The following is a 23,608-nucleotide window of genomic DNA, read 5'->3' on the forward strand; positions in this document are numbered from 1 at the left end:
AAAGGCGCAAATTATAGGCGATTTTTTTGCGAAAAGCAAGATGAAACGGGCGGTAGACTGATCATCTGTCAGTAAAACAAGCAAAGCGGTGTACAAAAGTTTTAACTAAAAAAATGCGAGTTTGTGTTGTCAGTTTGGTCAATCGCAGTTAATCTAATTTTAATCTTTTTAAGTATAAATGAAGTACATACAAGGAAGGTTTTTGAGTGAGTCAGCTAACGGATGCATCCGTCGTATTGCGTTTAGGTTATCAGGCAATTCGTCGTGCAGGGTTACCTACAGAAGAGCTTCTGAGCAAAGCCGGAGTGGCTTTAAATCAGGTGGAGGCCAATGATCGTACTCCATTAAGTGCTCAGTATGCCTTCTGGGTTGCCGCAGAAGAAGTCAGTAAGGATCCAGATATCGGCTTACATCTGGGTGAGCATTTACCGCTTTATCGAGGGCAAGTGATTGAACATCTGTTTATCTCTTCTGAAAACTTTGGCGAAGGGCTTAAGCGGGCATTGGCCTATCAGCGTCTGATCAGTGATGCCTTTGATGCTAAACTGGTCATTGAGGATGATCGCTGCTATCTGAGTAATGGAGAACAGCGTTTTCCAGAAAGTCTGGTTAACCGGCATTTTACCGAATGTGCGATGTCAGGCGTGCTGCGCTTTTTTAAATTTATTACAGAAGGACGCTTTGAACCGATTTATATCGACTTTAACTTTTCCAGAGGAGCAACCGATGATGAATATTTCCGTGTTTATGAATGTCCGGTCAGCCTAGGACAAAAAGAGACCCGATTATATTTTGATCCCAGTATTCTCGATTATCCACTGTGGCAGGCAGAACCGGAACTGTTACAGCTGCATGAGCAGTTAGCAATTGAAAAGTTGCAGGAACTGGCACGCTATGATCTGGTGGGGGAAGTACGCCGTGCGATTGGTTCCACCCTGGAAAGTGGCGAAACCACTTTGGAAACGGTGGCGGCACAGCTGAATATTACGCCACGCCGTTTGCGAACCCAGCTCAGTGAAGCCAATACCAGCTTTCAGCAGATTCTTTCAGATTATCGCTGTCGTCTGGCCAAACGTTTGCTCGCTGGCACCAATGAAAGTGTTGAACGGATTGTCTATCTGACCGGATTTTCAGAGCCGAGTACATTCTATCGGGCTTTTAAACGCTGGACCAATGAGACCCCAGTAGAATATCGCAAGCGCAAACAGCGTTAAGTTACCTCCCTAAGTCCCTCCTAACATGAGGGATTTTTATTCCTTTATTTTGACCGGCATGCAGTTGCTGATAGGAAGGATTAGGGAAGGTCAAAATTTTTAAGATTATTCTGGCAGGTTAAGCCAATGCGGCCCTAAAGGAACCTGGGGCAAATTAAACTGTTGCGGATATTCAGCCTGGATAAAATATAGACCATCCGGGGCAGCGGTAATCCCAGCAGCTTTACGGTCTTCAGCTGCGAAAATGCTATCAATATGGTCAATATCATACATGCCCTGACCAATTTCCAGTAAACAGCCCATGATATTACGCACCATATGGTGCAGGAAGCCATCGGCTTGAATGTCGAGCACCAGATATTGACCATGCCGGATCAGACGGCAATGACTGACATGGCGGACTGGCTGCCTGGATTGACAGGCGGCGGCACGAAAGCTTTCAAAATTATGCGTGCCTTCAAACTTCGTTGCAGCCTGTACCATCTTGTCTACATCCAGCGCATCGTAAATATGGGTCACCTGCTTATGCAGCAAGGCTGGACGTATGGGATGATTGTAGACAATATAACGATAACGGCGGGCTTGGGCCTTAAAGCGCGCATGAAAATTTTCATCCATTTCTTTGATCCACTGGATCGAAATATCTTTCGGAAGCTGGCTGTTACAGCCACGTAGCCAGCCATGAAGAGAGCGTATTGCACAGCTATCAAAATGCGCAACCAGATTTGTGGCATGTACTCCGGCATCTGTGCGACCCGCACCATGCAAAGTGACAGGTTCATTGGCGACTTTCGAGAGTACTTTTTCAATAGTTTCCTGCACACTAGCTACGCCCGGCTGCTGCGTTTGCCACCCCCGATAGTTGGCTCCAGAAAACTCAATCCCGACTGCAAAACGTTGCATATAGACCTCAAACCCTGACTAATCGTACCAATGGCGATGCCATTGTTCTACAGTATCGTATTGTAAATACATTTTCAGGGCTTTTGCATACAGATCGGCATGTCCATAACTGTCATTGAGTAAAATCTGGCATTCATGGACCCATTCGGCAATGGCATAGCGCTGGTCGGTCGCGCCAAATGGGACCTGGGTGGTGAGTACCGAAATACAGCCTTGTGCATAAAGTTGATCAATAAGCGTAACCAGAGCCTGGTTTACGGCCAGGTTGCCTGTTCCAAAGCCCTGCAGAAACAGAAAATGCGGAGGCCATTGCAGAAGGTTACGCAGATTAGCTAACTGCTGACTTAAATCAATCGGCTGCATCATGATGCTCATGCAGTTAAAGCCGGCAGCTTTTTCAATATCCTGAAGGGTGACCCGATACACTTGCTGTGAAGGCTGAAGGGGAATATGCGACTTTAAGCCGGTAAACGCATTCAGTTCAGTGGTATGTTGTTTTAATGCTGTTTGCGCGTGCAGCAGTTGTTGGTGAAAGGCCAGATAAACGCCCGGGGGGGACTGAAGCACTGACTCTAAGGCAAATCTCAGGTTGTCTAAAGCATCACTAAATTCGCGGATCGCATCTCCCTGAACATTGAGCAGGGGATACTGGCTGCCGGTCAATATCACATGCGCAGACTGGGCCAGACAATGGGCCAGCACAGCACTGGCATAACTGAGCGTGTCTGTGCCATGAATGATGATAAAATACCGGATTTCCTGTAATTGCAGCTCTTGAATGAACTGTACCAGTTGCAGCCAGTCTGCGGCTGTACAGGCGCTACTGTCTTTAATGACGGGTGCACGATAGCATTGTACAGCATAGTCTTGATGCAGTAGATGCTCAAGCTTAGGCAGGAAAAGCTCAGCCGACATGGGAGCAAGCGGATCGCCCACACATCCGAAAGTACCGCCCATATAAATTAATGCAATATTATTTTTCATCATAAAAAAAGCAGCCAAATCTGACTGCTTTAGTGTAAATCGAAATATTTTAAGAAGCGATTCTATTCAGTAACTGCTCAGCCTGCTGCTGCTGTTCAGGACTGTATTCATTTTCAGATTCTGCAATGACTTCACGTGCGGCTGCATAAGCGCCTAATTGAATATATTGCTCGGCAAGTTCGAGGTTCAACTCGGCTTCATTCACCTCACTTAATTCCGGAAACGATTGTACCAGTGGATCACCTTGATCTGTTGCTGCTGGAGCAGGAGGAGCAGGAATTTCAAAATTAACTACTGTCGCAGCCGGTACTGGCTTTTCAGTTTCAGGGTTATCGAATTTAAAGTCCAGTCCAGAAGTTTCCGCAGGTACTTCGCTTGCAACAGGAGTCGTCAGATTTGACAGGTCAAATTCAACCTGCGCTTCAGTGGTTTTTTCAGCTTCTGTCGCAGGTGTATCCAATGAGAAAGAGAAATCTAAAGGTTGAATCTCTTCATTCGATGGCGTAACCACTGTCGGCTCTACATTTGCCGCAGGTTCAAGCTCTAATTTAAAGTCCAGACCGGGTGCTGGTTCGCTTGCTGCTTCTGGTGTGCTCTTAATATCTTCAACTGGAGCCGCATCTTGAAAGTTAAAATCTAAGCTATTGGCTGCTGGTGCAGATGTGTCTTCTACTGGCAGGGTTTTAGTCGCAGCACTAGCAGGTTCAAAGTTAAATTCCAGAGGTTGGATGTCGGGTACAGGTTCAGAGGCGACGGCCGGTTTACCTGGCTGTAATTCCTGCTGTAACTGTTCAAATGCCTGCTCATTAGAGGGTGTTGGAGCAACCAGACTATCAAAGGCACTCTGAGCCGCTGCATTATCCTGTGCTGTCACAGTTTGTGGCTGTACGCTTTGAAAATCAATAGTTTCTTGAACAGCATTTGCTGCTTTTGCATATTCACTTTGCTTAGCTTCAGCTTGGGTTAAAATATCATCCAGCTCTAAAGAGCGAATATGGTTAATCAGTTGAGAAATCGCAAATTCATCTTTTTGCAAGATATGAATATCAAGCAACAGTAAATACAGTTCATGTTGGGAATTATCCCGATTTAAAGCCTGATTAATGTTAGCTTCGGCTGAAAAGAAATTCCGTTCCTGAATCAGGGTTTCAATCTTTTTACGGGTATCGTCAGAGAGCGGTGTAACCGTCTTTTTCGCGGTTGCTGGCTCTACCACCTTGGTTTTTTGCGGGGTCACTTTAGAAGCTGTAGTTGGCTTCTTTGCCTTCACCGTTTTGGTTTTTGCCTGATCTGCTGCCTGAGCATCTTGCCGTTTTTTGAAAACCAGCAAAACAATGATCAATATTACTAATGGAATCACATAAATCAGCATGTTATTACCCCTTAAAGAATAGAAGAGCGTTGGTGTTCGCCTATTCCAAATAAATCTTCATGTATAACTTTTTAATGAGTTGGCTTCTTATCTACCTGTTGTGCTTTCAGCTGTTGTTGCAGTTGAGCAAGACGGGCATTTAATAATTGAATTTTGTGATCCTTCTGATTGAGAGCCAATTCTAGTTCAGTTACGTTTCTCTGTAATTTAACGGTTTTTTCTCGGGCTGTCATAACTTTTAATGACAACTCTTTTGAAGTTTGCTGTTGTTCTGTGTTCTGATTTGCAGAAACATGGCTGGAATTGTTCTGGTTCTCAGCCACCAAGCTCATTTCTGCCTCATTCAGACGGTATTTGGTTTTCGCAGCAGGGCGTGTAGGAGCCTCAACCTGCTTGTGCTTTGCCACTTTCACTGCCGACACTGTGCCAATACCATCCAGATTCAAGGCTGCACCTTTACGCAGGCGATTCACATTGCCACCGATAAAGGCGTGGTCATTACGCTCTTTCACTTGTTGCATGATTTCATGTACAGGACGTTGCTGTTCCTGAGCAATCCGTGAGGCAATGCTCCAGAGCGATTCATTGGATTGCACCACATAGCTGGCAACCTGAGAGGCTGTTGTTTTAGGCGGGGCTTTGGCTTGAGTAGGTGCTGCTTGTGCCTGTTTTTGTGCCAACTCTTTTTGATATTTCTGGACCAGCGGGTCTAGTGATGCCTGAGATTGGGTGGTATCTGTTTGTGCTAAAGCCTGTGCTGGAGTAGCTCTGCCATCAGAATCCACTACAGGTTGAGTTGCGACCTTCTGCGACTCAGTAGTGACTGTCTGCTCAGGCTGAACCGCATGAGGCATTGTAATTGCTTTGGGAATCGAGCTGCTCGATAGAGGTGGAGGTGTCGTTGATTGTACTACCAGAGATTTTTCTGCAGGAAGGGCAGTTTGGGCTCTTTGCGGCGCGGGATGATGCTGGGTACTCACCGGCAAGTTCAAGGCAATATCTTTTTCGCTGGCGACCACAACCGGGGACAGCGTATGCTCATTTTGTTTCAGGCTGGCTTGCAATAAATCTGTTTTGGTCTGCAGCGAGGTCCGGATATGCTGCAAACGGGCTGCATTTCCTTGCTTGATCTTGACAATAATATTCAGCTCACGATCGGTCACCGGACGTGATGAGGTGATGGTAATGACCCCGGTTCCGTTGCTATTACGGCGAGTAAAGAAATTCAGATGACCTGGTGGCTGATGTACAGCGCCCATGGCGATCAGATCTTCTGGTGTAGCCAGACTGACTTCAAGCGGAGTATTGATATCAGATTGTCGGAAGATCATTTCTGCATACAGCAGCTCCCCAGGTGCGGACTGGACTTGTACGGGATCCACATTAATCGCATAACTGGTCTGTGAAGCAATAATGGCTAAAATGGCAAGTTTTAATTTGTTATATACAGTCATCTTAATCGTGAGCTCAGTCATTATCGCATAGCGAAAAATCATAGATTAACGGGATGTTTGTTTTTTGTAAAATGTTTACATAATACTTACACAAAAAAGCCGATCAATAAAGACCGGCTTTTAGAATTTACGACTTAAATGCGATTATGCATTTTTATAGTCAATCAGAATACGCAACATACGACGTAAAGGCTCAGCAGCACCCCACAGCAATTGGTCGCCTACAGTGAACGCGCCAAGATATTCTTTGCCCATGTTTAGCTTGCGCAGACGGCCAACCGGAACACTCAAGGTACCAGTGACAGCCACAGGGGTAAGGTCGCTCATTGATGCTTCACGTGTATTTGGCACAACTTTCGCCCAGTCATTTGATTGACGGATGATGTCTTCCACTTCGTTTAATGGCACATCTTTTTTCAGCTTGATCGTCAATGCCTGGGAGTGACAGCGCATAGCACCGACACGAACACAGTGGCCATCAATCGGAACAATTTGCTGGTTAGCCAGAATCTTGTTAGTTTCTACCTGGCCTTTCCATTCCTCTTTCGACTGACCGCTTTCCAGCTGTTTGTCGATATATGGAATCAGGGAACCCGCCAGAGGCACACCGAAGTTAGCAGACGGGAAGCCTTCCCCACGTTGCAATTCTGCGATTTTTGAATCAATATCCAGAATTGGTGAGCGTGGGTCATCCAGCAACTCTTTGGTATTATTGTATAAATAACCCATGCCGGTGATCAGTTCACGCATATTCTGCGCGCCTGCACCAGATGCAGCCTGATAGGTCATTGAGGTTGCCCATTCCACCAGATTGTTCTGGAACAGACCGCCTATGCCCATCAGCATCAGGGAAACAGTACAGTTACCACCCACAAATACTTTGGTGCCCTTGACTAGACCGTCTTTGATGACATTCATATTGACAGGATCAAGCACGATGATGGCTTCATCTGCCATACGTAAGGTAGATGCTGCATCAATCCAGTAACCATTCCAGCCTTCGGCTTTCAGTTTCGGGAAAACCTCAGAGGTGTAGTCGCCACCCTGACAGGTAATAATGACATCCATCTGCTTCAGACTGTTAATGTCTGTTGCATCCATAAGTGCTGGGGCAGTTTTACCGCCAAATGCAGGTGCTTCACCACCTGCATTACTGGTGGAGAAATAGAATGGCTCAAAATGAGCAAAATCATTCTCATCAACCATACGTTGCATAAGGACGGAACCGACCATCCCGCGCCAACCGACCAGACCTACTTTCATGTCACTTTGCCTCGGTGCGTTAAAAAATTCAGAAGATGTTCGAGTGTATCAAAACGGGATTCAACTGCAATAGCTACACAATCAAAACATCAATATTCTTGAGAAAAATATCTGCTTTATGATACATACAAAACTGATAAAGTCAGTTTTCTTTAAGAAAAAATAATAACTTAGTACAGAGTAAATTTTTATGATGTGGATTATCCAGAGTGTCGCTATTGTCGTTATTTGGCTCAGTTTCTGGTCACTTATTCCACGAGATGAGTGGTGGATACGTGGCGCAGACTTTCCACGCCTGCAAATTCTGGTCTTGGGCTTCATTGCTTTTATTCTGTTTTTAGCGGTCGATCATCCCTGGAGTTGGGTGAGCCAGCTTATTTTTGTCGGGCTGATTGCAGCCTTGGCCTATCAGCTAAAAATGGTACTGCCTTATACCTTTGTCTGGAAAAAGCAGGTGAAACAGGTCAGACAGGATCAGCTGGATCCCCAGCGCCAGATTTCCCTGATCGTTTCCAATGTACTGACCACCAATACCAAATACCATCTGCTCATTGAGAAAATTCAGACTTTGCAACCAGATCTGGTATTAACTCTGGAAACGGATCAGGTCTGGCAAGATGCACTCGCTATAATTGAGCAGGATTATCCTTATCGGGTACCTGTGCCGTTGGATAATCTGTACGGCATGCATCTATATAGCAAGCTCAAGCTCAGTAATACTGAGGTCAAATTTATTCTGAGCGATGATATTCCTTCAATTCACACAACAGCGACTTTGCGTTCTGGCCAGACCGTGCAGCTGTACTGTTTGCATCCCAAGCCGCCCAGCCCGACTGAAGCCAAGGATTCCACTTTACGCGATGCGGAATTATTAATTGTCGGGGACCAGATCAAGGATCTGGATGAAAGCTGTATAGTCATGGGTGACCTGAATGATGTAGCTTGGTCCAGAACCACACGTTTATTCCAGCGTATCAGTGGCTTACTTGATCCGCGTGTCGGGCGGCATTATATCAATACTTTCCATGCGGATTATCCTTTATTACGCTGGTCACTTGACCATGTGTTTCATAGTCGTGATTTTGCTTTGGTGCATATGGAGCGTTTAGCCCATATAGGCTCAGACCACTTTCCGATTTATCTGATTTTACAAACGGGACGGATATTTGAGCATTTACAGGAAGAGCTGGAGCAAACCGATGAGGATGAGCAGGAAGCACATGAAGCAATTACGGAAGGCATTGAAAAAGCTGAAAAAGAAGAAAAACCTGTCACTGATGAGGTGGCGGTGGCTTATAAAGAGGGAGCTAAATATCCCTAGTTTTATGGGAAAAGTGTAGGATATGGCTTACAGCAGTTGACGCTTCTTGCGAATAGGCAGCTAGGGAGGAATCTCGTATTCTGGACTCATCAGCACAGGGAGTCGAGAAAGGATATTCTCATAAGGAAGACGAAGCTGAATGAAATCATTATGGAGATGATGCTGAAAGGGAAATCAAAAAACAAAAAAACCAACATGTGAAAGCACAACCTCATTAACCCGGGTTTTACAGGATGTAAAACCCGGGTTAAATATTTTTCTTTTATATTCAATTGAAAATTAAAATAATTTTTATAGCAAATAAACCCGGGAAAACACGAAAATGGCAGTTGCGATGTCGATATCTTTGTATTTGATCGGGAGTTTAGTAAATAGATTCGTAGCCTTCCGGGCGGGTCTTAAAGCGACGGTGAAACCACATATATTGAGTGGGAGCAATTCTCAGCTGCTTTTCAATAATCTGATTGACGCGGGTAGCATCATCGACTTCATTTTCACTGGGCAGATTAGCGACCACCGGTTCAATCAGGACATGGTAATGCGGATCTTTAATATCGCCACTACGATAAAAATATAAGGGAATAGGGACGGCTTTAGAGATTTTGAGCAAGCGACGGTGGGCGGTAACTGTTGCCGCGGGAATGCCAAAAAATGGTGCCATAACGCCTTGTTTCAAGCCAAAATCCTGATCTGGGCTATACCAGATGGCATGGCCATTTTTAAGATGACGGATTAAGCCGCGCATGTCATCATGGTCAATCTGGTGGGCATAAATGGTGGCCCGGCAACGATAAATCAGCATATCGAGCAAAGGATTATTTTGGGGACGATAGACCACATCTGGTTCAAAATATTGAGCACACAGATAGCCACCAGCATCCAGTAAAGTCGAGTGGGTACCTAAGAGCAAGACCCCTTTGCCTTCTGCCTGGGCATTTTGGATATGTTCCAGGCCTTGAATAGACACCCGGCCCTCAAACCATTTCGGACAGTACCAGGCATTCAGGGTTTCAAATACCCCAATCATTTGGTCAACAAAAACCTGACGTGCATGTTCTTGGACCTGTTCAGGTGTCCATTCAGGAAAACACACTTCCAGATTACGGACCGTGGTTTCACGGCGCGATTTTAATCTGTTAAACGCCAGGCCGCCCAGAAAAGTGGCCACACGATGCTGAATGGCCCACGGTAAAATGGCCAATATCATCAGAAAAACAATGCCAATCCAGATGGTCCAGTATTGAGGCAGTAAAAATGACCATTGAAATTCACCGGGCTGGTACTGGGGCTTTTGACTCATAATGCGATGTTGGAAGCTAAATTGTTTGCAGTGTAGCAGAAGCGCTTTTTGAAATAAAAAGTGCATCAATAAAAAAGCATCTGTACGAATACAGATGCTTAGTTGTGGATTGTGAGGAAAATTAACCCTTGGTCATATTTTCTAGTTCATCCCAACGTTCCATTTTTTCCAGCAAGATCTCGTCAATTGTGCCGAGACGTTCAGAGGCTTTGGTTGCAGCCGCTGCGTCGGTGACAAACCAGGAACCATCGGCCAGTTTTTCAGAAAGCTCAGCTTGCTCTTTTTCCAGCGCTTCAATTTCAGCCGGCAACATTTCCAGTTCACGCTGATCTTTGTAGCTGAGTTTTTTCTTCGCTACAGAGGGCGCCGGTGCTGCTGCGGCTTCTGCCTTCGCCTGGGCTTTTTTCACTGCCATTTTCTGGTCAACCACGGTTTGATCCGGACGCTGTTCCAGATAATCCTGATAGCCGCCGATATACTCATCAATATTGCCTTTTCCGTCAAAGACCCAGGTCGAGGTCACCACGTTGTCCATAAAGGCACGGTCATGCGAAATCAGTAGCAGGGTGCCTTTGTATTCGGCCAGCATTTCTTCCAGAAGTTCCAGCGTCACCATATCCAGGTCGTTGGTGGGTTCGTCCATCACGATCAGGTTGGATGGTTTTAACAACAGTTTGGCCAGCAGAATACGGTTACGTTCACCGCCAGACAGGGCTTTTACCGGGGTGCGGGCACGTTCCGGCGAGAACAGGAAGTCTTGCAAATAGCTGTAGATATGACGGCGGTTACCATTGACATCGACATGGTCTGAACCTTCAGAGACGTTGTCTTTGACCGACTTTTCCAGATCCAGCACATTTCTTAACTGGTCAAAATAGGCAATTTCTAGCTGAGTACCGGTTTTTACTGTACCTCCATGTTCCAGCTGACCCAAAATGGCTTTGATCAGGGTGGTTTTTCCGACACCGTTGTCGCCCACCAGGCCAATGCGGTCACCACGCATCACCAGTGCCGAGAAATCATTAATAATTGGGGCATTGTCACCAAATTTTACGCTGAGATGTTCAATTTCAAACACCACTTTACCTGAGCGTTGCGCTTCCTGAGTCGACATGCTGGCTTTGCCTTGCTGGAAGCGACGGGCTTTGGATTCTTCCCGTAGGGCTTTTAAGGCACGGACACGACCTTCATTGCGAGTACGGCGCGCTTTAATACCCTGGCGAATCCAGGCTTCCTCTTCAGCCAGCTTTTTCTCGAACAGTGCATTTTGCTTTTCTTCAGCTTCCAATTGCTGGGCTTTTAGATCCAGATAGCGCGAATAGTTGCCTTCATAGCTGCACAAAATACCGCGGTCAAGCTCGACAATACGGGTTGCAATGCTATCGACAAAAGCACGGTCATGTGAAATAAACAGCAAGGTCAGGTTATTCTGCTCTAGCAAGAATTTTTCCAGCCATTCAATACTCTCGACATCCAGATGGTTGGTTGGTTCGTCGAGTAGCAATACATCTGGCTGCGTTAGCAGGGCACGTGCCAGCAGGACGCGGCGTTTACGGCCACCGGACAAGTTGGCCAGGTCGGCTTCCGGATCCAGTCCCATTTTACTGAGGATTGAGTTGACTTTGGTTTCCAGGGCCCAGCCATCCAGCAGATCCATCTGGTGTTGTAAGTTACCCATGCGGTCACAGGCTTCCATATCACCGAGCACACATGCTTCGCTGGCTTCATGATAAGCACGCAGGACTTCTGCAGCTTTACCAGCACCGTCTGCGACGATATCTGCGACCTTGCCAGAATCCATCGGCACGTCTTGGGCCAGCATGGAAATGGTGATGCCATTTTGTAAGGAAACTTCACCAGCATCCGGGAGTAAGCTTCCTTCAATCAGTTTAAGTAAGGTAGACTTACCTTCACCATTACGGCCAATCAAACACACCCGTTCGCCGCGTTCCAAGTTAAAATTCGCGCCGTCGAGCAAGGCAGGTCCGCCAAATGCCAGTTGGACATCCCTTAAGGTAATATAGGCCATAATGTTTCCTGAAATCCCAAATGAGGACTTAAAATGACTAAACAACAAAATCTAAATGATCAGGCGTCATTTTCCGCACCCATTGAAGATTTGCAAGTGCGAATTGCATTTTTAGATGATTTAGTTGAACAACTGAATCAGCAGGTGAGCCTGCAGAATCTGGAAATTATCGATTTGAAAAAACAAATGCAGCTGTTATATCAACGTGTTGAGTCTGCTGACCTGTCTGAAGGAATTGATGCTTTTGACCCGATTAGCAACCGTCCACCACATTATTAATTTGCAAGTGATTGTGAAAAAAGAAACCCTGCTGATCGTAAGGGTTTCTTTTTTAGAAAGCTTGCAGCGCATCAGCCTCGGCACCTATCGATAATTTTTGCCGCTTTTTAGATGATTTTTCAGATATATCCACCTTCGTCCACGTAGAAAACTGTTTGACCTTTCACGCGCTTCCTACTCTAATAGAGTATTTCAGGTTTATGCTTAATCTTGCCTTATGCGCCAAAAAGTTGTCCTTCTCGATCTTGAAAATAACTTTCCTACAGCCCAGCTGCTACGTAATATCGTCGAGCATTATCCGAGTTTATATCTGTTTAACTGTGCAGGAAAATTCGAATTTGCTCTGGAAGATCTTACCGAGCTTGCCAGTTGGATTAGCAGTGGACAGATTGTGATTCTGGATACGCCAGAAGCACCACATAAAGAATATGAATATGCCGTGATCGTCGGGCAGTTGATGGCCTTGTTGGAAGCCGATACGCAAGTTGAGCTGATTTCGGCTATGGACAGTAGTGAGCTGCTGATGGACATGCTGCAAGCCTCAGAAATTCCGTGTAGCCTGATCCAGATTCAGCCGGATGATGCCGCTTCTGCCCAAGATAAACCGAAGATCCAATTGCCCAGCATTCAGACCATCAAAGCCAAGCCTGCTTTGCAGCTGGTCAAAAAATATTGCGATGCCTTGGGCAAGATGAGTGGCAAACCGGGGACACTGGAAAGCTTGAAAAACTCGGTCAGCCATATCCTGCAAGTGCTGCCAGCTCAGGCACAGCATGTCATTGGAATGCTGATTAACCTGAAAATTGTCAAACGCTATGACGAGCAGGTCAGCTTCCGTAAAAAGGTATTAAAACAATGGGTGCAACTGGATCTGGAAGAGCAGGGGACTGTTGAAAAGCTCTCGCTGGATCAGGCGCTGTCACAGCTTCATAAGGAAGAGCCAGTGACTGAAGCTGCTCAATCTTCTATTCAGTCGGTCCAGCAGGAATTGTTTAAAAACTTCAGTAAATTTGATCCTGTACAGCTGGAAGTGGCACGTAAACTGCGCGCATTGCAGGGTGATAAGCCCAAAGATATTTATGCACTGCGTGACTTGCTGGAGCAGTTATTTCCGAAGTCCGATGTGCGCCTTTTACTTAAAGAGTTGATTGAAAAGGGATATGTTTATTGGAATGGGCACGAAGTATTATATAGCCATGAGATGTTTCTAAATTAGAATCAGTTTATAAGAGCATATGAAAAAAATACTGTTAGTGTCGACTTGCTGGCAATGATGGGCTTTCAGGCAACAACACAGTAAAGACCTTCCGCCTAGCAGAGTGGCCAAGCTGGCTTTACAGCAGATTGACTCAGATAAAGCCGAGTTTAAAGCGCTATTCGTGGGCAAATTATGATTAAAAAATCAGCCTAAACAGTTCAACTCTTTCACTAATGTTTTGAAATCCTGGTTAAAAGCGTGGCCTATCTCTATCCAGCGGACAATTGGTCAGTTAAAGCAGGATCGGCTACTTCATAGCCAGGATCAGACAGTAAGTTAGGAGATCCAGCTCAAGCCCGCTAACTGCAACAGATCCAACTGTATAGTGATGATTTAATAAAAATTGCTACTAACAGCTGTTTTGTAAATACAATTCTGTACGGGGTTTGGAGTAGTCAGCTGTACAGGATTTATTCAAGCTTTGAAGCAACAAAATATTGTAAAACAGGAGAGTAGCAAGCCGGTTTATAATGACCAGCTGATTCAGGCCAAGGAAAATCTGGATGCCTTCAGTGTGATTAATGCCGCGAGTATAGCCGCTATGATCGGCCAGCCCGGTACTGAAATCCTGTCTTAACACAAACGAATCAAAGTTATAGAAGAAGAGAATAAAATAGTATTTCGCAAGCGATGCTTGCGTTTTATATTGTGCTTATGCAACTCTAATATAAGAGCATAAAGGTTAAACTATGGAAAATACCGGAATCTGGGTGGCGCTCGTCATCATTATTTTTGTGCTGGGGTCGATCTTTGGACTGCGCATTAGTCCTCGGGAAAAAGCCTTAGGCATAATGCGTGACAAAGCCCGTAAAATAGGGCTGCACCCGCGACTGGTGGTTGCACCAGAATGGACCAAAGTTCCCAAAGCGACAGAGAGTCGTGCCAGTATGGTGGCATATTATAGCATCCTGCTCCCAGAGGCGCGGTTGCCACTCATGCGTGCCCGTGTGGTCGACAATAAGCTCGAGCTGGTGCAGGGCGATGATAAATTTGCAGATTTTCCCATTGCATTAAAGGGCATTTATGCTATTGATATGCAGGCAAACTGTGTAGGAGTCTATTGGGATGAAGAAGCTGATCTTAGAGCGACTCAACTAGACGAGATCAAGACACTTTTACATGCTTTGACTAAACTTTAATTTTAGATATGAACAGGATTAACGGTTAATATGGCGAACGCTCCTCGGTCCACATCAAAAAGCAGCACGGCAAAAACTTCCGACGCTGGAAGTAAACGTGCCTTGGTGATTGTGGAGTCGCCTGCAAAAGCGAAAACAATCAACAAGTATCTCGGTCCAAACTACATTGTGAAATCTTCGGTAGGTCATGTGCGTGATCTGCCAACCGGCGGTTCTGCCAAGAGTGCAGAGAAAAAACCGGCGACACGAGTCAAATTGACCGAAGCTGAAAAAGCTGAAAAGGCACAAAATGCGTTGATTAACCGGATGGGCGTCGATCCAGAGCATGGATGGAAGGCCAAATATGAAGTCCTTCCGGGTAAAGAAGGCGTGGTCGCTGAACTGAAAAAGCTGGCCTCACAAGTTGACGAAGTTTATCTCGCAACGGATTTGGACCGTGAAGGGGAAGCGATTGCCTGGCATTTAAAAGAAGTGATCGGGGGAGATGATTCACGTTACCAGCGTGTGGTCTTTAACGAAATTACCAAAAATGCCATTCAGGAAGCCTTTAAACAGCCAGCACGTCTGGATACCAATAAGGTCAATGCCCAGCAGGCACGGCGTTTCCTGGACCGTGTGGTCGGCTTTATGATCTCGCCGCTACTTTGGGAAAAGATTGCCCGTGGTCTGTCTGCCGGTCGGGTGCAATCGGTGGCGGTCAAGCTGGTTGTCGAACGCGAACGTGAAATCCGCAAATTTATTCCTGAAGAATACTGGCAGGTTTTTGCCGATACCCAATCCAATAAAGACAATATCCGTCTGGAAGCGGTCAAGCAACATGGCAAGACCTTAAAGCTGCGTAACAAAGATGAAACCGACGCGCTTTTAAACCTGATTAAAGATGCCGAATACAAGGTCATCACGCGTGAGGATAAGCCGACCAAGGTAAATCCAAGTGCGCCTTATATCACCTCGACCTTGCAGCAAGCCGCCAGTACCCGTTTAGGGTTTTCGGTGAAGAAAACCATGATGCTGGCGCAGCGCCTGTATGAAGCTGGTTTTATTACCTATATGCGTACCGACTCGACCTTCTTGAGTACAGATGCTGTCAATATGGTGCGTGATCATATTGAGTCCGAATACGGTACAAAATACTTGCCGGCCCAGCCGAACCGTTATGGCAATAAGGCGGGGGCACAAGAAGCCCACGAAGCAATCCGTCCATCAAATGTGGCATTGAAAGGCGATAGCCTGGCCGGAGTAGAACGTGATGCGCAGCGTCTGTATGACCTGATCTGGCGCCAGTTTGTCGCTTGCCAGATGACCCCGGCAGAATATCTGTCCTCGACCATTTTAGTGGATGCCAATGGGGTAGAACTGAAAGCCAAGGGCCGTACGCTGGTATTTGACGGTTTTACCAAAGTTCGTGGTCAGAACAAGTCTGATGATGATGTGCTGTTACCGGCGGTTAAAGTCGGCGAAGTACTAAAACTGGAAAAACTCGATCCTTCTCAGCACTTTACCAAGCCGCCAGCACGCTTTACCGAAGCTTCATTGGTGAAAGAGCTGGAGAAAAAAGGCATTGGCCGTCCATCAACCTATGCTGCGATTATTTCTACTATTCAGGATCGGGGTTATGTGAAGCTGGAAAACCGTCGTCTCTATGCCGAAAAAATGGGCGAGATCGTCACCGATCGTCTGGATGAAAGCTTCAATAACCTGATGAATTACGACTTTACTGCCGATCTTGAAGGACAACTGGATAAGGTTGCGGATGGCGAGCGTAACTGGAAAGAGCTGCTGGACAGTTTCTATGGTGATTTCAAACAACGACTGACCAATGCCCAAGGCGAGAACGGAATGCGCCGTAATCAGCCGGTAGAAGTTGAGGCAGTACATTGTAAAGAGTGTGACCGTCCGATGCAGATTCGTACTGGAACTACGGGAGTATTTCTGGGTTGTTCAGGCTATAACCTGCCACCGAAAGAGCGTTGCAAAGGTACATTTAACCTGACCCCGGTTGAATCTTTGGCTGCCCTTTCCGATGATGACGCTGCAGAAACAGCAGATCTGATGTCTAAAAAACGCTGTCCAATCTGCTCAACCGCGATGGACAGTTATGTGATTGATGGCGGGCGTAAACTGCATATCTGTGGGAATAACCCGGATTGTGCCGGTTATGAGCTTGAAGAAGGCGAGTTTAAAATCAAGGGGTACGACGGCCCAACCATTCCATGTGATAAATGTGATGGAGAAATGCAGCTGAAGACTGGCCGTTTTGGTCCTTATTTTGCCTGCAACAACTGTGATAATACCCGCAAAGTCCTGAAAAATGGCCAGCCTGCGCCGCCGCGTGTGGATCCGATCAAGATGGAACATTTGCGCTCAACCAAGCATGATGACTACTTTGTGCTGCGTGATGGGGCAGCAGGTCTATTCCTGGCGGCAAGCAAGTTCCCGAAAGTTCGTGAAACCCGGGCCCCTAAAGTAGCCGAATTGCGGACTGTGGCAGATCAAATTGATCCAAAATATCAGTTCCTGTTACAGGCACCCGATGTGGACCCTGAAGGAAATCCGACTCTGGTAAAATTCAGCCGTAAGAACCAGGCCCAATATGTGGGTTCGGAAACACCAGAGGGCAAGCAGACCAAGTGGTCTCTGGTATATCAGGATGGCAAATGGGTGGAAGCCTAAAGCTTAAAAATATTCAAAAAATGCTGACGAATGTCGGCATTTTTTATTTATGATGTATGCCATTTTAAAAATAACGATAAGGCAGTTTTGGGGCAATGTGGAAAAAGATTCGGATTCTGATTTTATTGGTGATTCTACTGATTGTGGCCGTTAATGCCTATCGGGACCAGAATCAGGACTGGAATAAGCCGGTTTTTGTCCTACTGCATCCGGTCAATGCTGATGGATTGGCCACTACTCAAAATTATATCCAGCAGCTGTCAGTACAGGATCTGGAAGAGGCCCGGACTTATTTGCAAACCTCTGCACAGCAGTATCGCGGAAAGCCGACTTATTTTTATTTTAATCTGGGGCGTGAACTGAAGGAGTTGCCGCCTAAAGTACCTGAACAGGCGTCTTTATTGCAAACGGTAGGCTGGAGCCTAAAATTCAGGTTTTATGCTTGGCAACAACATCAGGACTCAGATCCGTCAGCCAACGTGACCTTATTTTTAAATTACTATGACCCGGCCCGAACCAGCCAGTTAAAACATTCCACCGCTTTACAAAAAGGTCGGATTGGTTCAGTCAATTTATTTGCCTCCGAAAAACAGGCTGAACAGAATAAAATTGTGCTGGTACATGAGCTATTGCATGCCTTTGGAGCCTCGGATAAATATGACTTGGCCACAGGCCAACCTATTTTTCCAGTAGGTTATGCTGACCCCAAGCAGCAGCCTTTATATCCACAGGCCAAAGCGGAGCTGATGGCGGGCCATCTGCCGATATCGCAAAGCACCAGTAAAATGCCCGCATCTTTAAAGCAGACCCTGTTGAATGAAATAACGGCTATTGAACTTGGCTGGAAACAATAAAAGAGAGTGTGGATAACACTGAAATTATCCACAGTCTATAACCAGCCTGAGGGATAAAAGTAGCACTTTTACACCTTTTGTTCATTTGAATTGAGTATGATCAATAAGAGAAAAAGATCATTGGAGATGAAAGAATGAAAACAGTAGGCAATGACTTGGTGCGCAGCCAGCTGCATCAACAGCGAAAATGGTATCTGGGACTGGGTATCTTATTGATGATTTTCGGTCTGGTCTTACTGGCTACTTTACCTTTTGCCACCTTGTCCGCAGTCTTTATGTTCGGGGCATTGATGATGATGGGTGGAATTCTGCATTTTATTGCGGCATTCAAAATTTTTCAGGGTGGTTTTCGCTGGTTCTGGGCCTTGTTCGGGGTTTTATATCTCCTGGCCGGATATTATGCTTTTAGCACCCCTGTACAGACAGCAGTGGTCTTGACTCATATTCTGGCCATTATCCTGATTATTGCCGGGGTTATCCGTATCCTGAATGCGCTTTTGTTCCGTACTGCACGTGGATGGGGCTGGACTTTATTATCCGGTGTATTCACCCTGCTGGCTGGTGTAGTCATTTTACAGTCCCCTGATGCACCATTTTGGGTATTGGGCTTATTTCTGGCCATTGATATTCTATTTCAAGGCGTGAATTACCTGTCACTGGCTACCTATATCCGCCGCGAAGTTCCAAAAAGTTCAGCAGAATTTTAAATAGACAGTTAAACACAGCTCTATATATTTGTGTTGCATGATGAATAAAAAACAGGGAATCAGTGGATGGCGAAAATCTTTGTACTTGCACCGGATTCCTTTAAGGAAAGTCTGAGCGCTGTCCAGGTCTGCCAGGCCATGCAGAGTGGCATCCTTCAGGTCTGTCCGGATGCTGTCTGCTTGGCAGTGCCGATGGCAGACGGCGGTGAAGGAACGGTAGATGCCTTAATCTCTAGCTTAAAGGGGCAGCAGGTTTTTTGTCAGGTCACCGGCCCATTGGCCAGTCAGCGGATCAACACCTATTTTGGTCTGGTTGATGAGGGCTGGACCGCCGTGATTGAAATGGCCAAGGCCAATGGCATTCATTTGTTAGTCCCCTCACAGCGTAATCCGATGCTGACCTCCAGCTACGGAACGGGCGAGATGATCCGGCAGGCGCTAGATCTGGGTGTGGAAAAAATCATTATCGGGTTGGGGGGAAGTGTGATCAATGATGCAGGTGCGGGGATGGCTCAAGCGCTTGGCGCGCAATTTCTGGGCGCCACCGGTGCCTCCATTCAGGTCTGTGGCGGTAATCTAAATGGTATTCACCAGATTGATTTGACCGGACTGGATGCGCGGCTGCAACACACCGAGATGGTGATTGCTTCTGATGTCAATAATCCGCTCTGCGGTACCCAGGGAGCTTCTGTAGTTTTTGCTCCGCAAAAAGGTGCGACGCCTGAGATGGTGCAGCAACTGGATCAAAATTTACACTATTTTGCCGACTGCATTGAACAGCAGCTCGGACAGCAATTTCAGAATATTCCCGGGGCAGGGGCGGCTGGTGGTTTGGGTTTTGGCTTGATGGCGCTGACTGGAGCAAAGCTTCAATCTGGTGTGGAGCTGGTGATGCAGATGACAGGTTTGGCTGAAAAAATTGCCCAGGCAGATATGGTGCTGACGGGCGAAGGCAAAATCGACAGTCAAACCGCTTTGGGTAAAACACCGTTTGGCGTCGCTCAGCTAGCCAAACGTTTGAATAAACCGGTGGTTGCTTTTGCAGGTGTAATTGGTGAGGGGGTTGAGTCGCTTTATCAGGCGGATTTTACAAAGATGGTGGGGATTAACCCGCCGGACTGTTCATTGGAAGAGGCATTAAAAAATGCCGAATTCAATCTGGAAAAGGCGGTTGCCGGATTCATTCAATCGCAAATATGAAGGTATGAGTAGATGTTACTTTTAAGGATGAAAAATAATAAAAGTCTTGTGCTGGATTGAGGGCAGATCCTTAGACTGCAATCCAAAAGCCATAATTAGGAACGCGATCTGTTAAACTATCCTTATCCACAGAATGATGAGTGACCATGAGTTTAGCCGCCCTAATTGATGAATTAAATCCACAACAAAAGCAAGCTGCGACCACCGAAGCAAAGCACAGTTTGGTTTTGGCCGGGGCGGGCTGTGGCAAGACCAAAACCATCGTAGCGCGGGCGGCTTATCTGATTGATCAAGGTGTGCCGGCCAATCAGATTCAGATTTTGACCTTTACCCGCCGTGCAGCCAGCGAAATCGTGGCACGGGTCGAGTTGGCACTGGGTGAACAGGCCAAAGGGCTGCGCGCTTCGACCTTTCATACCTTCTGTATGTATCTGCTGCGCCGTATTCCAAAAGCTTTCGGTCTGGAGCAGTTTTCCATTATTGACCGTGATGATCAGCTGATGCTGTTTCGCCTGATCCGTGGCCGTGATGACAAGAAAAATCCAAATTACTTGCCTAAGCCGCAGGAACTCTGTGACCTGTATTCTTTTGCACGAAATACCCGGCAAAAGCTTAGCTTGGCGCTGGAAAAACAGATGCCGGAATATCTGGCGCTCAAAGACCAGATTGCTGACATCATGAAAGAATATGAGGCACGTAAAAAAGCACGCAGTTTTCTGGATTATGACGATATTCTGGCGGTGGTGGCCACTGCTTTGGCGCAGTCTGACGGTCTGGTCGACTATGTCGCCTCAATTTGCCGGTATATACTGGTCGACGAAATGCAGGATACCAATCCATTGCAATGGGCCTTGCTGGAGCCGTTAAAAGATCGGATCAGCCTGTTCTGTGTCGGGGATGATGCCCAGTCGATTTATGGCTTCCGCGGGGCGGATTTTGAGAATATCCATCATTTTAAAGAGCGCGTGCCAGATGCCCAAATCTTCAGGCTAGAGCAAAATTACCGTTCTACCCAGGAAATTCTTGATCTGTCGAACTGGCTGCTGGATCAGTCCGAAATCAATTATGACAAGCGTCTGGATGCGTATCGCGGTGAAGGGATCAAACCGAAAATGCACATCTTTCCGAATGAGTTTGATGAAGCCAAATGGATTGCGATTGATATTAAAGAGCGCCATTATATCCATGGGGATAAATGGTCAGATCATATGGTCTTGGTGCGCTCCAGCTTTTCAGCCCGTCATATTGAAGCAGCCTGTATTGCTGCAAATATTCCTTACCGTTTTATTGGCGGCATGAAACTGCTGGAAACAGCCCATGTTAAAGACCTGTTAAGCCTATTGCGTGTGGTCGCGAATCCGCTAGATGACATTGCCTGGATGCGCTTTCTGACCTTATGGAATGGGGTCGGCGATGTCGGTGCAAGCAAGTTGTCTCAGCAATTGCTGATAGAGCCAGAGATGGAAATGATTGCCGGAAAATTAGAAAAATTTGGCAAGATTCCGCTGGAAACCATTTTGATCATGAAACAGATGGCAGTACTCAAAACTGAAGTACAGGCCTGTGTAAGTCTGGCTGTACAGGCAATTGAATCTCAACTGGCTGACAACTATAAAAAGGACTGGAATCGCCGTGCAGGGGATTTTGAACTGGTGAAACAGCTGGCCTCCAAGCATACCCAGCTCAGTGAATTTCTAGAAGAATATGTTTTAGACCCGGTATCTATTTCCGAAATCGAACGTCAGTCCGACAGTGATGTGGTCACGCTGATTACCATTCACTCAGCCAAAGGAACCGAACAGAAAGTCTGTTATGTGGCTAATGTCACGCCGGGGCAGTATCCACATGCACGGACCCAAGGTGATTTCGATGATGTTGAAGAAGAGCGCAGGGTGTTATATGTGGCACTGACCCGGGCGCAGAATGAGCTGATTCTGACCAAGCAGAACCTGAATCACTGGGCGCGTGAAACCGTGGATGAGCAGGGTCGCAAAGTCGAAAGCTATTTTATGAATGATCTCACCCGTAATTTGTGTACCATGGAAACGCATTACAAAACCAGGCAGCAGACCGTTAAAAGTGCCCTGATCGAACGCCAAGCGATTAATTTAGATTTTGGCATTGATCTCGATTAAACTGTCATACTTGGGTTTTACGCAAAAAGTAGAGTAGGCAGGTGCTTTTTGATTATTTTTGCCTATCTTCTTAAGGTGATCCGATGAAAATTTTAGTCCGTAACTTGGAACGCACGGTAACAGAAGCTGAATTGCTGACTTTGTTCCAGCAATATGGCACTGTGGAGACTTGTACGCTGGTACTGGATGCCGACACGGGTAAATCCAAGGGCTTTGCCTTTGTAGAAATGCCACAGGGCCGTGAAGCAGTTAAGGCAATTAAAGGCCTGAATACCCTGCGTTTGCATGGCCGTGGTATTCGCGTCAAACAGGCTGAAGACAAGCCGCAGGCTTAAACCGGGCGGTATAAAAAAGAGCATTATTGAATGCTCTTTTTTTGTGGAGATAAAAAGCTGTAAATGTGAGTAAAGCTGTAATCTTAGATGTCTTAAACAAAAAGTCAGTCTAATAGAAGAGCGCTTGCAAATCTTGGATTGCGTAATGAAGGCGGACGTTTTACTTTAAAGAGGCCAAAATATGTTTTAAATCTCAGGAAATCTCGATGACACGAGTTGCTCGCTACCATGCAGACCGTACCAACCAGAAACTTTATTTTGCTCGTTTAGCCTGCCAGCAGGCCGAACAGAATGATCATGTGCAACAGGCACAGGCGTATCGTGAAGCCGCTGTGTTTCATCTGCATGGAGCCTTGCTGGCCTTTCTGCAGGAACTGGTTCGCTACTACCGTTTAAATGATTTAACTCCGACCTTAAAGTCGATTGAGGAACAGCTGGCTGCCAAAGGTCAGATCTCGCCTGAAGTGTCGGTTTTGCAGCGCCTAGCCAAAGACGGTTTTATTGCTGAATTAAAACGTGCCCACCGCCTGTGCGAGTACGCACCCGAACCGAGTGTACCGCAAGGGGAAGACGAAACCTCTTCAAATCTCATCATTAAAGTCACACAGTCTCCACAGGCCTGGCTGCCTGATATTGCTATACTTAGAGAGTGGCACCGTGACCTGACCTATCTGATTGATGGCTTTCGTAATGAGATGGTAGAGTTCTAATCCAATGGATTAATGGCACTTGAAATTATTATTTCTAACCTTATATCAATTATTACTCTGATGATGCAAAGTGCAATCGTGCTTTGCCACCATGTTGAACATGGAGGATATATGTCTATAGAACAGTTGAAAGACTTATTTGGTAATCAAGAGGCGATTTTAGAACTCGTTCAACTTGAAGGTGGCGTGTTAGCATTAAGAAATGCAGGCTCGGAACAGCAGCCTCTGGTCATGATTCAGTTTAATGATGAAGTAAAAGCGCTTTTGGGTGACCAAACACCTGTGATCGCACAGCAGATGATTCAGGCTGCCTTATACGGCTTGCTGGAACAGCAAGTCAATGAGTGGCAGGCAGAAGTAGTGGATGAAAAACCGAAATATCTGAGTTGATTCATCCCGGTCCAGCAGCACATCTTCGGATGTGCTTTTTTGTAGTTCTCAAATTAAAAAGTGCCTTGTATCACTGCGGTCCAGGTTT

Annotated in this window: 21 protein-coding genes; 14 read left to right on the forward strand and 7 right to left on the reverse strand. The window is 46.2% G+C overall.

Annotated elements, in window-relative coordinates:
• The first annotated feature begins 206 nt into the window (after positions 1-206).
• Positions 207-1,214 carry an AraC family transcriptional regulator gene (locus E5Y90_RS01785; RefSeq protein WP_151204010.1) on the forward strand — a complete coding sequence of 336 codons (1,008 nt, stop codon included), beginning with the start codon at positions 207-209 and terminating at the stop codon, positions 1,212-1,214.
• 105 nt (positions 1,215-1,319) lie between these two features.
• Here the strand turns inward: E5Y90_RS01785 and truA are convergent, their stop codons facing one another.
• The 5 genes from truA to asd form a co-directional block, all read right to left on the reverse strand.
• Positions 1,320-2,117, reverse strand: a complete 798-nt coding sequence (truA, locus tag E5Y90_RS01790) for a tRNA pseudouridine(38-40) synthase TruA (protein ID WP_174659232.1) — start codon at positions 2,115-2,117, stop codon at positions 1,320-1,322.
• 18 nt (positions 2,118-2,135) lie between these two features.
• Complete coding sequence (locus tag E5Y90_RS01795) at positions 2,136-3,101, reverse strand: asparaginase domain-containing protein (RefSeq protein WP_174660538.1); 966 nt, start codon at positions 3,099-3,101, stop codon at positions 2,136-2,138.
• A gap of 49 nt (positions 3,102-3,150) precedes the next feature.
• Positions 3,151-4,473 carry a fimbrial protein FimV gene (locus E5Y90_RS01800; protein ID WP_174659233.1) on the reverse strand — a complete coding sequence of 441 codons (1,323 nt, stop codon included), beginning with the start codon at positions 4,471-4,473 and terminating at the stop codon, positions 3,151-3,153.
• Positions 4,474-4,544: 71 nt separating this feature from the next.
• On the reverse strand, positions 4,545-5,948 hold the full coding sequence (locus E5Y90_RS01805; RefSeq protein ID WP_174659234.1) for a FimV family protein: 1,404 nt from the start codon (positions 5,946-5,948) through the stop codon (positions 4,545-4,547).
• A 123-nt stretch (positions 5,949-6,071) separates the two neighbouring features.
• Positions 6,072-7,190, reverse strand: a complete 1,119-nt coding sequence (gene asd / locus E5Y90_RS01810; protein ID WP_174659235.1) for an aspartate-semialdehyde dehydrogenase — start codon at positions 7,188-7,190, stop codon at positions 6,072-6,074.
• Positions 7,191-7,380: 190 nt separating this feature from the next.
• On the opposite strand from asd, the gene E5Y90_RS01815 reads away from it, so the two are divergent.
• Positions 7,381-8,511 (forward strand): endonuclease/exonuclease/phosphatase family protein, encoded by a 1,131-nt coding sequence (locus E5Y90_RS01815; RefSeq protein WP_373688377.1) that lies wholly within the window; start codon positions 7,381-7,383, stop codon positions 8,509-8,511.
• Between the two features lie 364 nt (positions 8,512-8,875).
• Here E5Y90_RS01815 and E5Y90_RS01820 read toward each other — a convergent pair whose 3' ends face one another.
• Both E5Y90_RS01820 and E5Y90_RS01825 read right to left on the reverse strand, forming a co-directional pair.
• Complete coding sequence (locus E5Y90_RS01820; RefSeq protein WP_174659236.1) at positions 8,876-9,811, reverse strand: lauroyl acyltransferase; 936 nt, start codon at positions 9,809-9,811, stop codon at positions 8,876-8,878.
• A 121-nt stretch (positions 9,812-9,932) separates the two neighbouring features.
• Complete coding sequence (locus E5Y90_RS01825) at positions 9,933-11,840, reverse strand: ATP-binding cassette domain-containing protein (RefSeq protein WP_174659237.1); 1,908 nt, start codon at positions 11,838-11,840, stop codon at positions 9,933-9,935.
• 33 nt (positions 11,841-11,873) lie between these two features.
• Here E5Y90_RS01825 and E5Y90_RS01830 point away from each other — a divergent pair, with 33 nt between their 5' ends.
• The 12 genes from E5Y90_RS01830 to E5Y90_RS01885 all read left to right on the forward strand — a co-directional run bounded on the left by E5Y90_RS01830 (position 11,874) and on the right by E5Y90_RS01885 (position 23,520).
• Complete coding sequence (locus tag E5Y90_RS01830) at positions 11,874-12,119, forward strand: SlyX family protein (RefSeq protein WP_151207047.1); 246 nt, start codon at positions 11,874-11,876, stop codon at positions 12,117-12,119.
• A 217-nt stretch (positions 12,120-12,336) separates the two neighbouring features.
• The gene (locus tag E5Y90_RS01835; RefSeq protein WP_174659238.1) at positions 12,337-13,335 is read left to right on the forward strand and encodes a hypothetical protein; all 999 of its coding nucleotides are present in this window, start codon (positions 12,337-12,339) and stop codon (positions 13,333-13,335) included.
• Positions 13,336-13,798: 463 nt separating this feature from the next.
• Positions 13,799-13,954 carry a hypothetical protein gene (locus E5Y90_RS01840; protein ID WP_174659239.1) on the forward strand — a complete coding sequence of 52 codons (156 nt, stop codon included), beginning with the start codon at positions 13,799-13,801 and terminating at the stop codon, positions 13,952-13,954.
• 112 nt (positions 13,955-14,066) lie between these two features.
• Complete coding sequence (locus E5Y90_RS01845; protein WP_174659240.1) at positions 14,067-14,516, forward strand: ammonium transporter; 450 nt, start codon at positions 14,067-14,069, stop codon at positions 14,514-14,516.
• Between the two features lie 30 nt (positions 14,517-14,546).
• A complete protein-coding gene (gene topA / locus E5Y90_RS01850; protein WP_174659241.1) occupies positions 14,547-17,189 on the forward strand; it encodes a type I DNA topoisomerase in 2,643 nt (880 codons plus the stop codon).
• 95 nt (positions 17,190-17,284) lie between these two features.
• Positions 17,285-18,043: a hypothetical protein gene (locus E5Y90_RS01855; RefSeq protein ID WP_151207042.1), complete on the forward strand. Its 759-nt coding sequence runs from the start codon at positions 17,285-17,287 to the stop codon at positions 18,041-18,043.
• A 134-nt stretch (positions 18,044-18,177) separates the two neighbouring features.
• The gene (locus E5Y90_RS01860) at positions 18,178-18,750 is read left to right on the forward strand and encodes an HdeD family acid-resistance protein (protein ID WP_174659242.1); all 573 of its coding nucleotides are present in this window, start codon (positions 18,178-18,180) and stop codon (positions 18,748-18,750) included.
• Between the two features lie 66 nt (positions 18,751-18,816).
• Positions 18,817-19,950, forward strand: a complete 1,134-nt coding sequence (locus E5Y90_RS01865) for a glycerate kinase (protein ID WP_174659243.1) — start codon at positions 18,817-18,819, stop codon at positions 19,948-19,950.
• A gap of 146 nt (positions 19,951-20,096) precedes the next feature.
• Positions 20,097-22,085, forward strand: coding sequence for an ATP-dependent helicase (locus E5Y90_RS01870; RefSeq protein WP_174659244.1), 1,989 nt, complete (start codon positions 20,097-20,099; stop codon positions 22,083-22,085).
• An 83-nt stretch (positions 22,086-22,168) separates the two neighbouring features.
• Positions 22,169-22,420, forward strand: coding sequence for an RNA recognition motif domain-containing protein (locus tag E5Y90_RS01875; protein ID WP_151203329.1), 252 nt, complete (start codon positions 22,169-22,171; stop codon positions 22,418-22,420).
• A gap of 206 nt (positions 22,421-22,626) precedes the next feature.
• Positions 22,627-23,130, forward strand: coding sequence for a DUF6586 family protein (locus tag E5Y90_RS01880; protein ID WP_174659245.1), 504 nt, complete (start codon positions 22,627-22,629; stop codon positions 23,128-23,130).
• A 111-nt stretch (positions 23,131-23,241) separates the two neighbouring features.
• Complete coding sequence (locus tag E5Y90_RS01885) at positions 23,242-23,520, forward strand: hypothetical protein (protein WP_151203331.1); 279 nt, start codon at positions 23,242-23,244, stop codon at positions 23,518-23,520.
• Positions 23,521-23,608 lie beyond the last annotated feature (88 nt).

This window comes from Acinetobacter sp. 10FS3-1 (assembly GCF_013343215.1).
Taxonomy (GTDB): Bacteria; Pseudomonadota; Gammaproteobacteria; order Pseudomonadales; family Moraxellaceae; genus Acinetobacter; species Acinetobacter lwoffii_C.

Coding starts and splice junctions, on each gene's coding strand:
- truA (WP_174659232.1), bottom strand. CDS start 2,117: ATGCAACGTTTTGCAGTCGGGATTGAGTTTTCTGGAGCCAACTATCGG.
- E5Y90_RS01795 (WP_174660538.1), bottom strand. CDS start 3,101: ATGAAAAATAATATTGCATTAATTTATATGGGCGGTACTTTCGGATGT.
- E5Y90_RS01800 (WP_174659233.1), bottom strand. CDS start 4,473: ATGCTGATTTATGTGATTCCATTAGTAATATTGATCATTGTTTTGCTG.
- E5Y90_RS01805 (WP_174659234.1), bottom strand. CDS start 5,948: ATGACTGAGCTCACGATTAAGATGACTGTATATAACAAATTAAAACTT.
- asd (WP_174659235.1), bottom strand. CDS start 7,190: ATGAAAGTAGGTCTGGTCGGTTGGCGCGGGATGGTCGGTTCCGTCCTT.
- E5Y90_RS01815 (WP_373688377.1), top strand. CDS start 7,381: ATGATGTGGATTATCCAGAGTGTCGCTATTGTCGTTATTTGGCTCAGT.
- E5Y90_RS01820 (WP_174659236.1), bottom strand. CDS start 9,811: ATGAGTCAAAAGCCCCAGTACCAGCCCGGTGAATTTCAATGGTCATTT.
- E5Y90_RS01825 (WP_174659237.1), bottom strand. CDS start 11,840: ATGGCCTATATTACCTTAAGGGATGTCCAACTGGCATTTGGCGGACCT.
- E5Y90_RS01830 (WP_151207047.1), top strand. CDS start 11,874: ATGACTAAACAACAAAATCTAAATGATCAGGCGTCATTTTCCGCACCC.
- E5Y90_RS01835 (WP_174659238.1), top strand. CDS start 12,337: ATGCGCCAAAAAGTTGTCCTTCTCGATCTTGAAAATAACTTTCCTACA.
- E5Y90_RS01845 (WP_174659240.1), top strand. CDS start 14,067: ATGGAAAATACCGGAATCTGGGTGGCGCTCGTCATCATTATTTTTGTG.
- topA (WP_174659241.1), top strand. CDS start 14,547: ATGGCGAACGCTCCTCGGTCCACATCAAAAAGCAGCACGGCAAAAACT.
- E5Y90_RS01855 (WP_151207042.1), top strand. CDS start 17,285: ATGTGGAAAAAGATTCGGATTCTGATTTTATTGGTGATTCTACTGATT.
- E5Y90_RS01860 (WP_174659242.1), top strand. CDS start 18,178: ATGAAAACAGTAGGCAATGACTTGGTGCGCAGCCAGCTGCATCAACAG.
- E5Y90_RS01865 (WP_174659243.1), top strand. CDS start 18,817: ATGGCGAAAATCTTTGTACTTGCACCGGATTCCTTTAAGGAAAGTCTG.
- E5Y90_RS01870 (WP_174659244.1), top strand. CDS start 20,097: ATGAGTTTAGCCGCCCTAATTGATGAATTAAATCCACAACAAAAGCAA.
- E5Y90_RS01875 (WP_151203329.1), top strand. CDS start 22,169: ATGAAAATTTTAGTCCGTAACTTGGAACGCACGGTAACAGAAGCTGAA.
- E5Y90_RS01880 (WP_174659245.1), top strand. CDS start 22,627: ATGACACGAGTTGCTCGCTACCATGCAGACCGTACCAACCAGAAACTT.
- E5Y90_RS01885 (WP_151203331.1), top strand. CDS start 23,242: ATGTCTATAGAACAGTTGAAAGACTTATTTGGTAATCAAGAGGCGATT.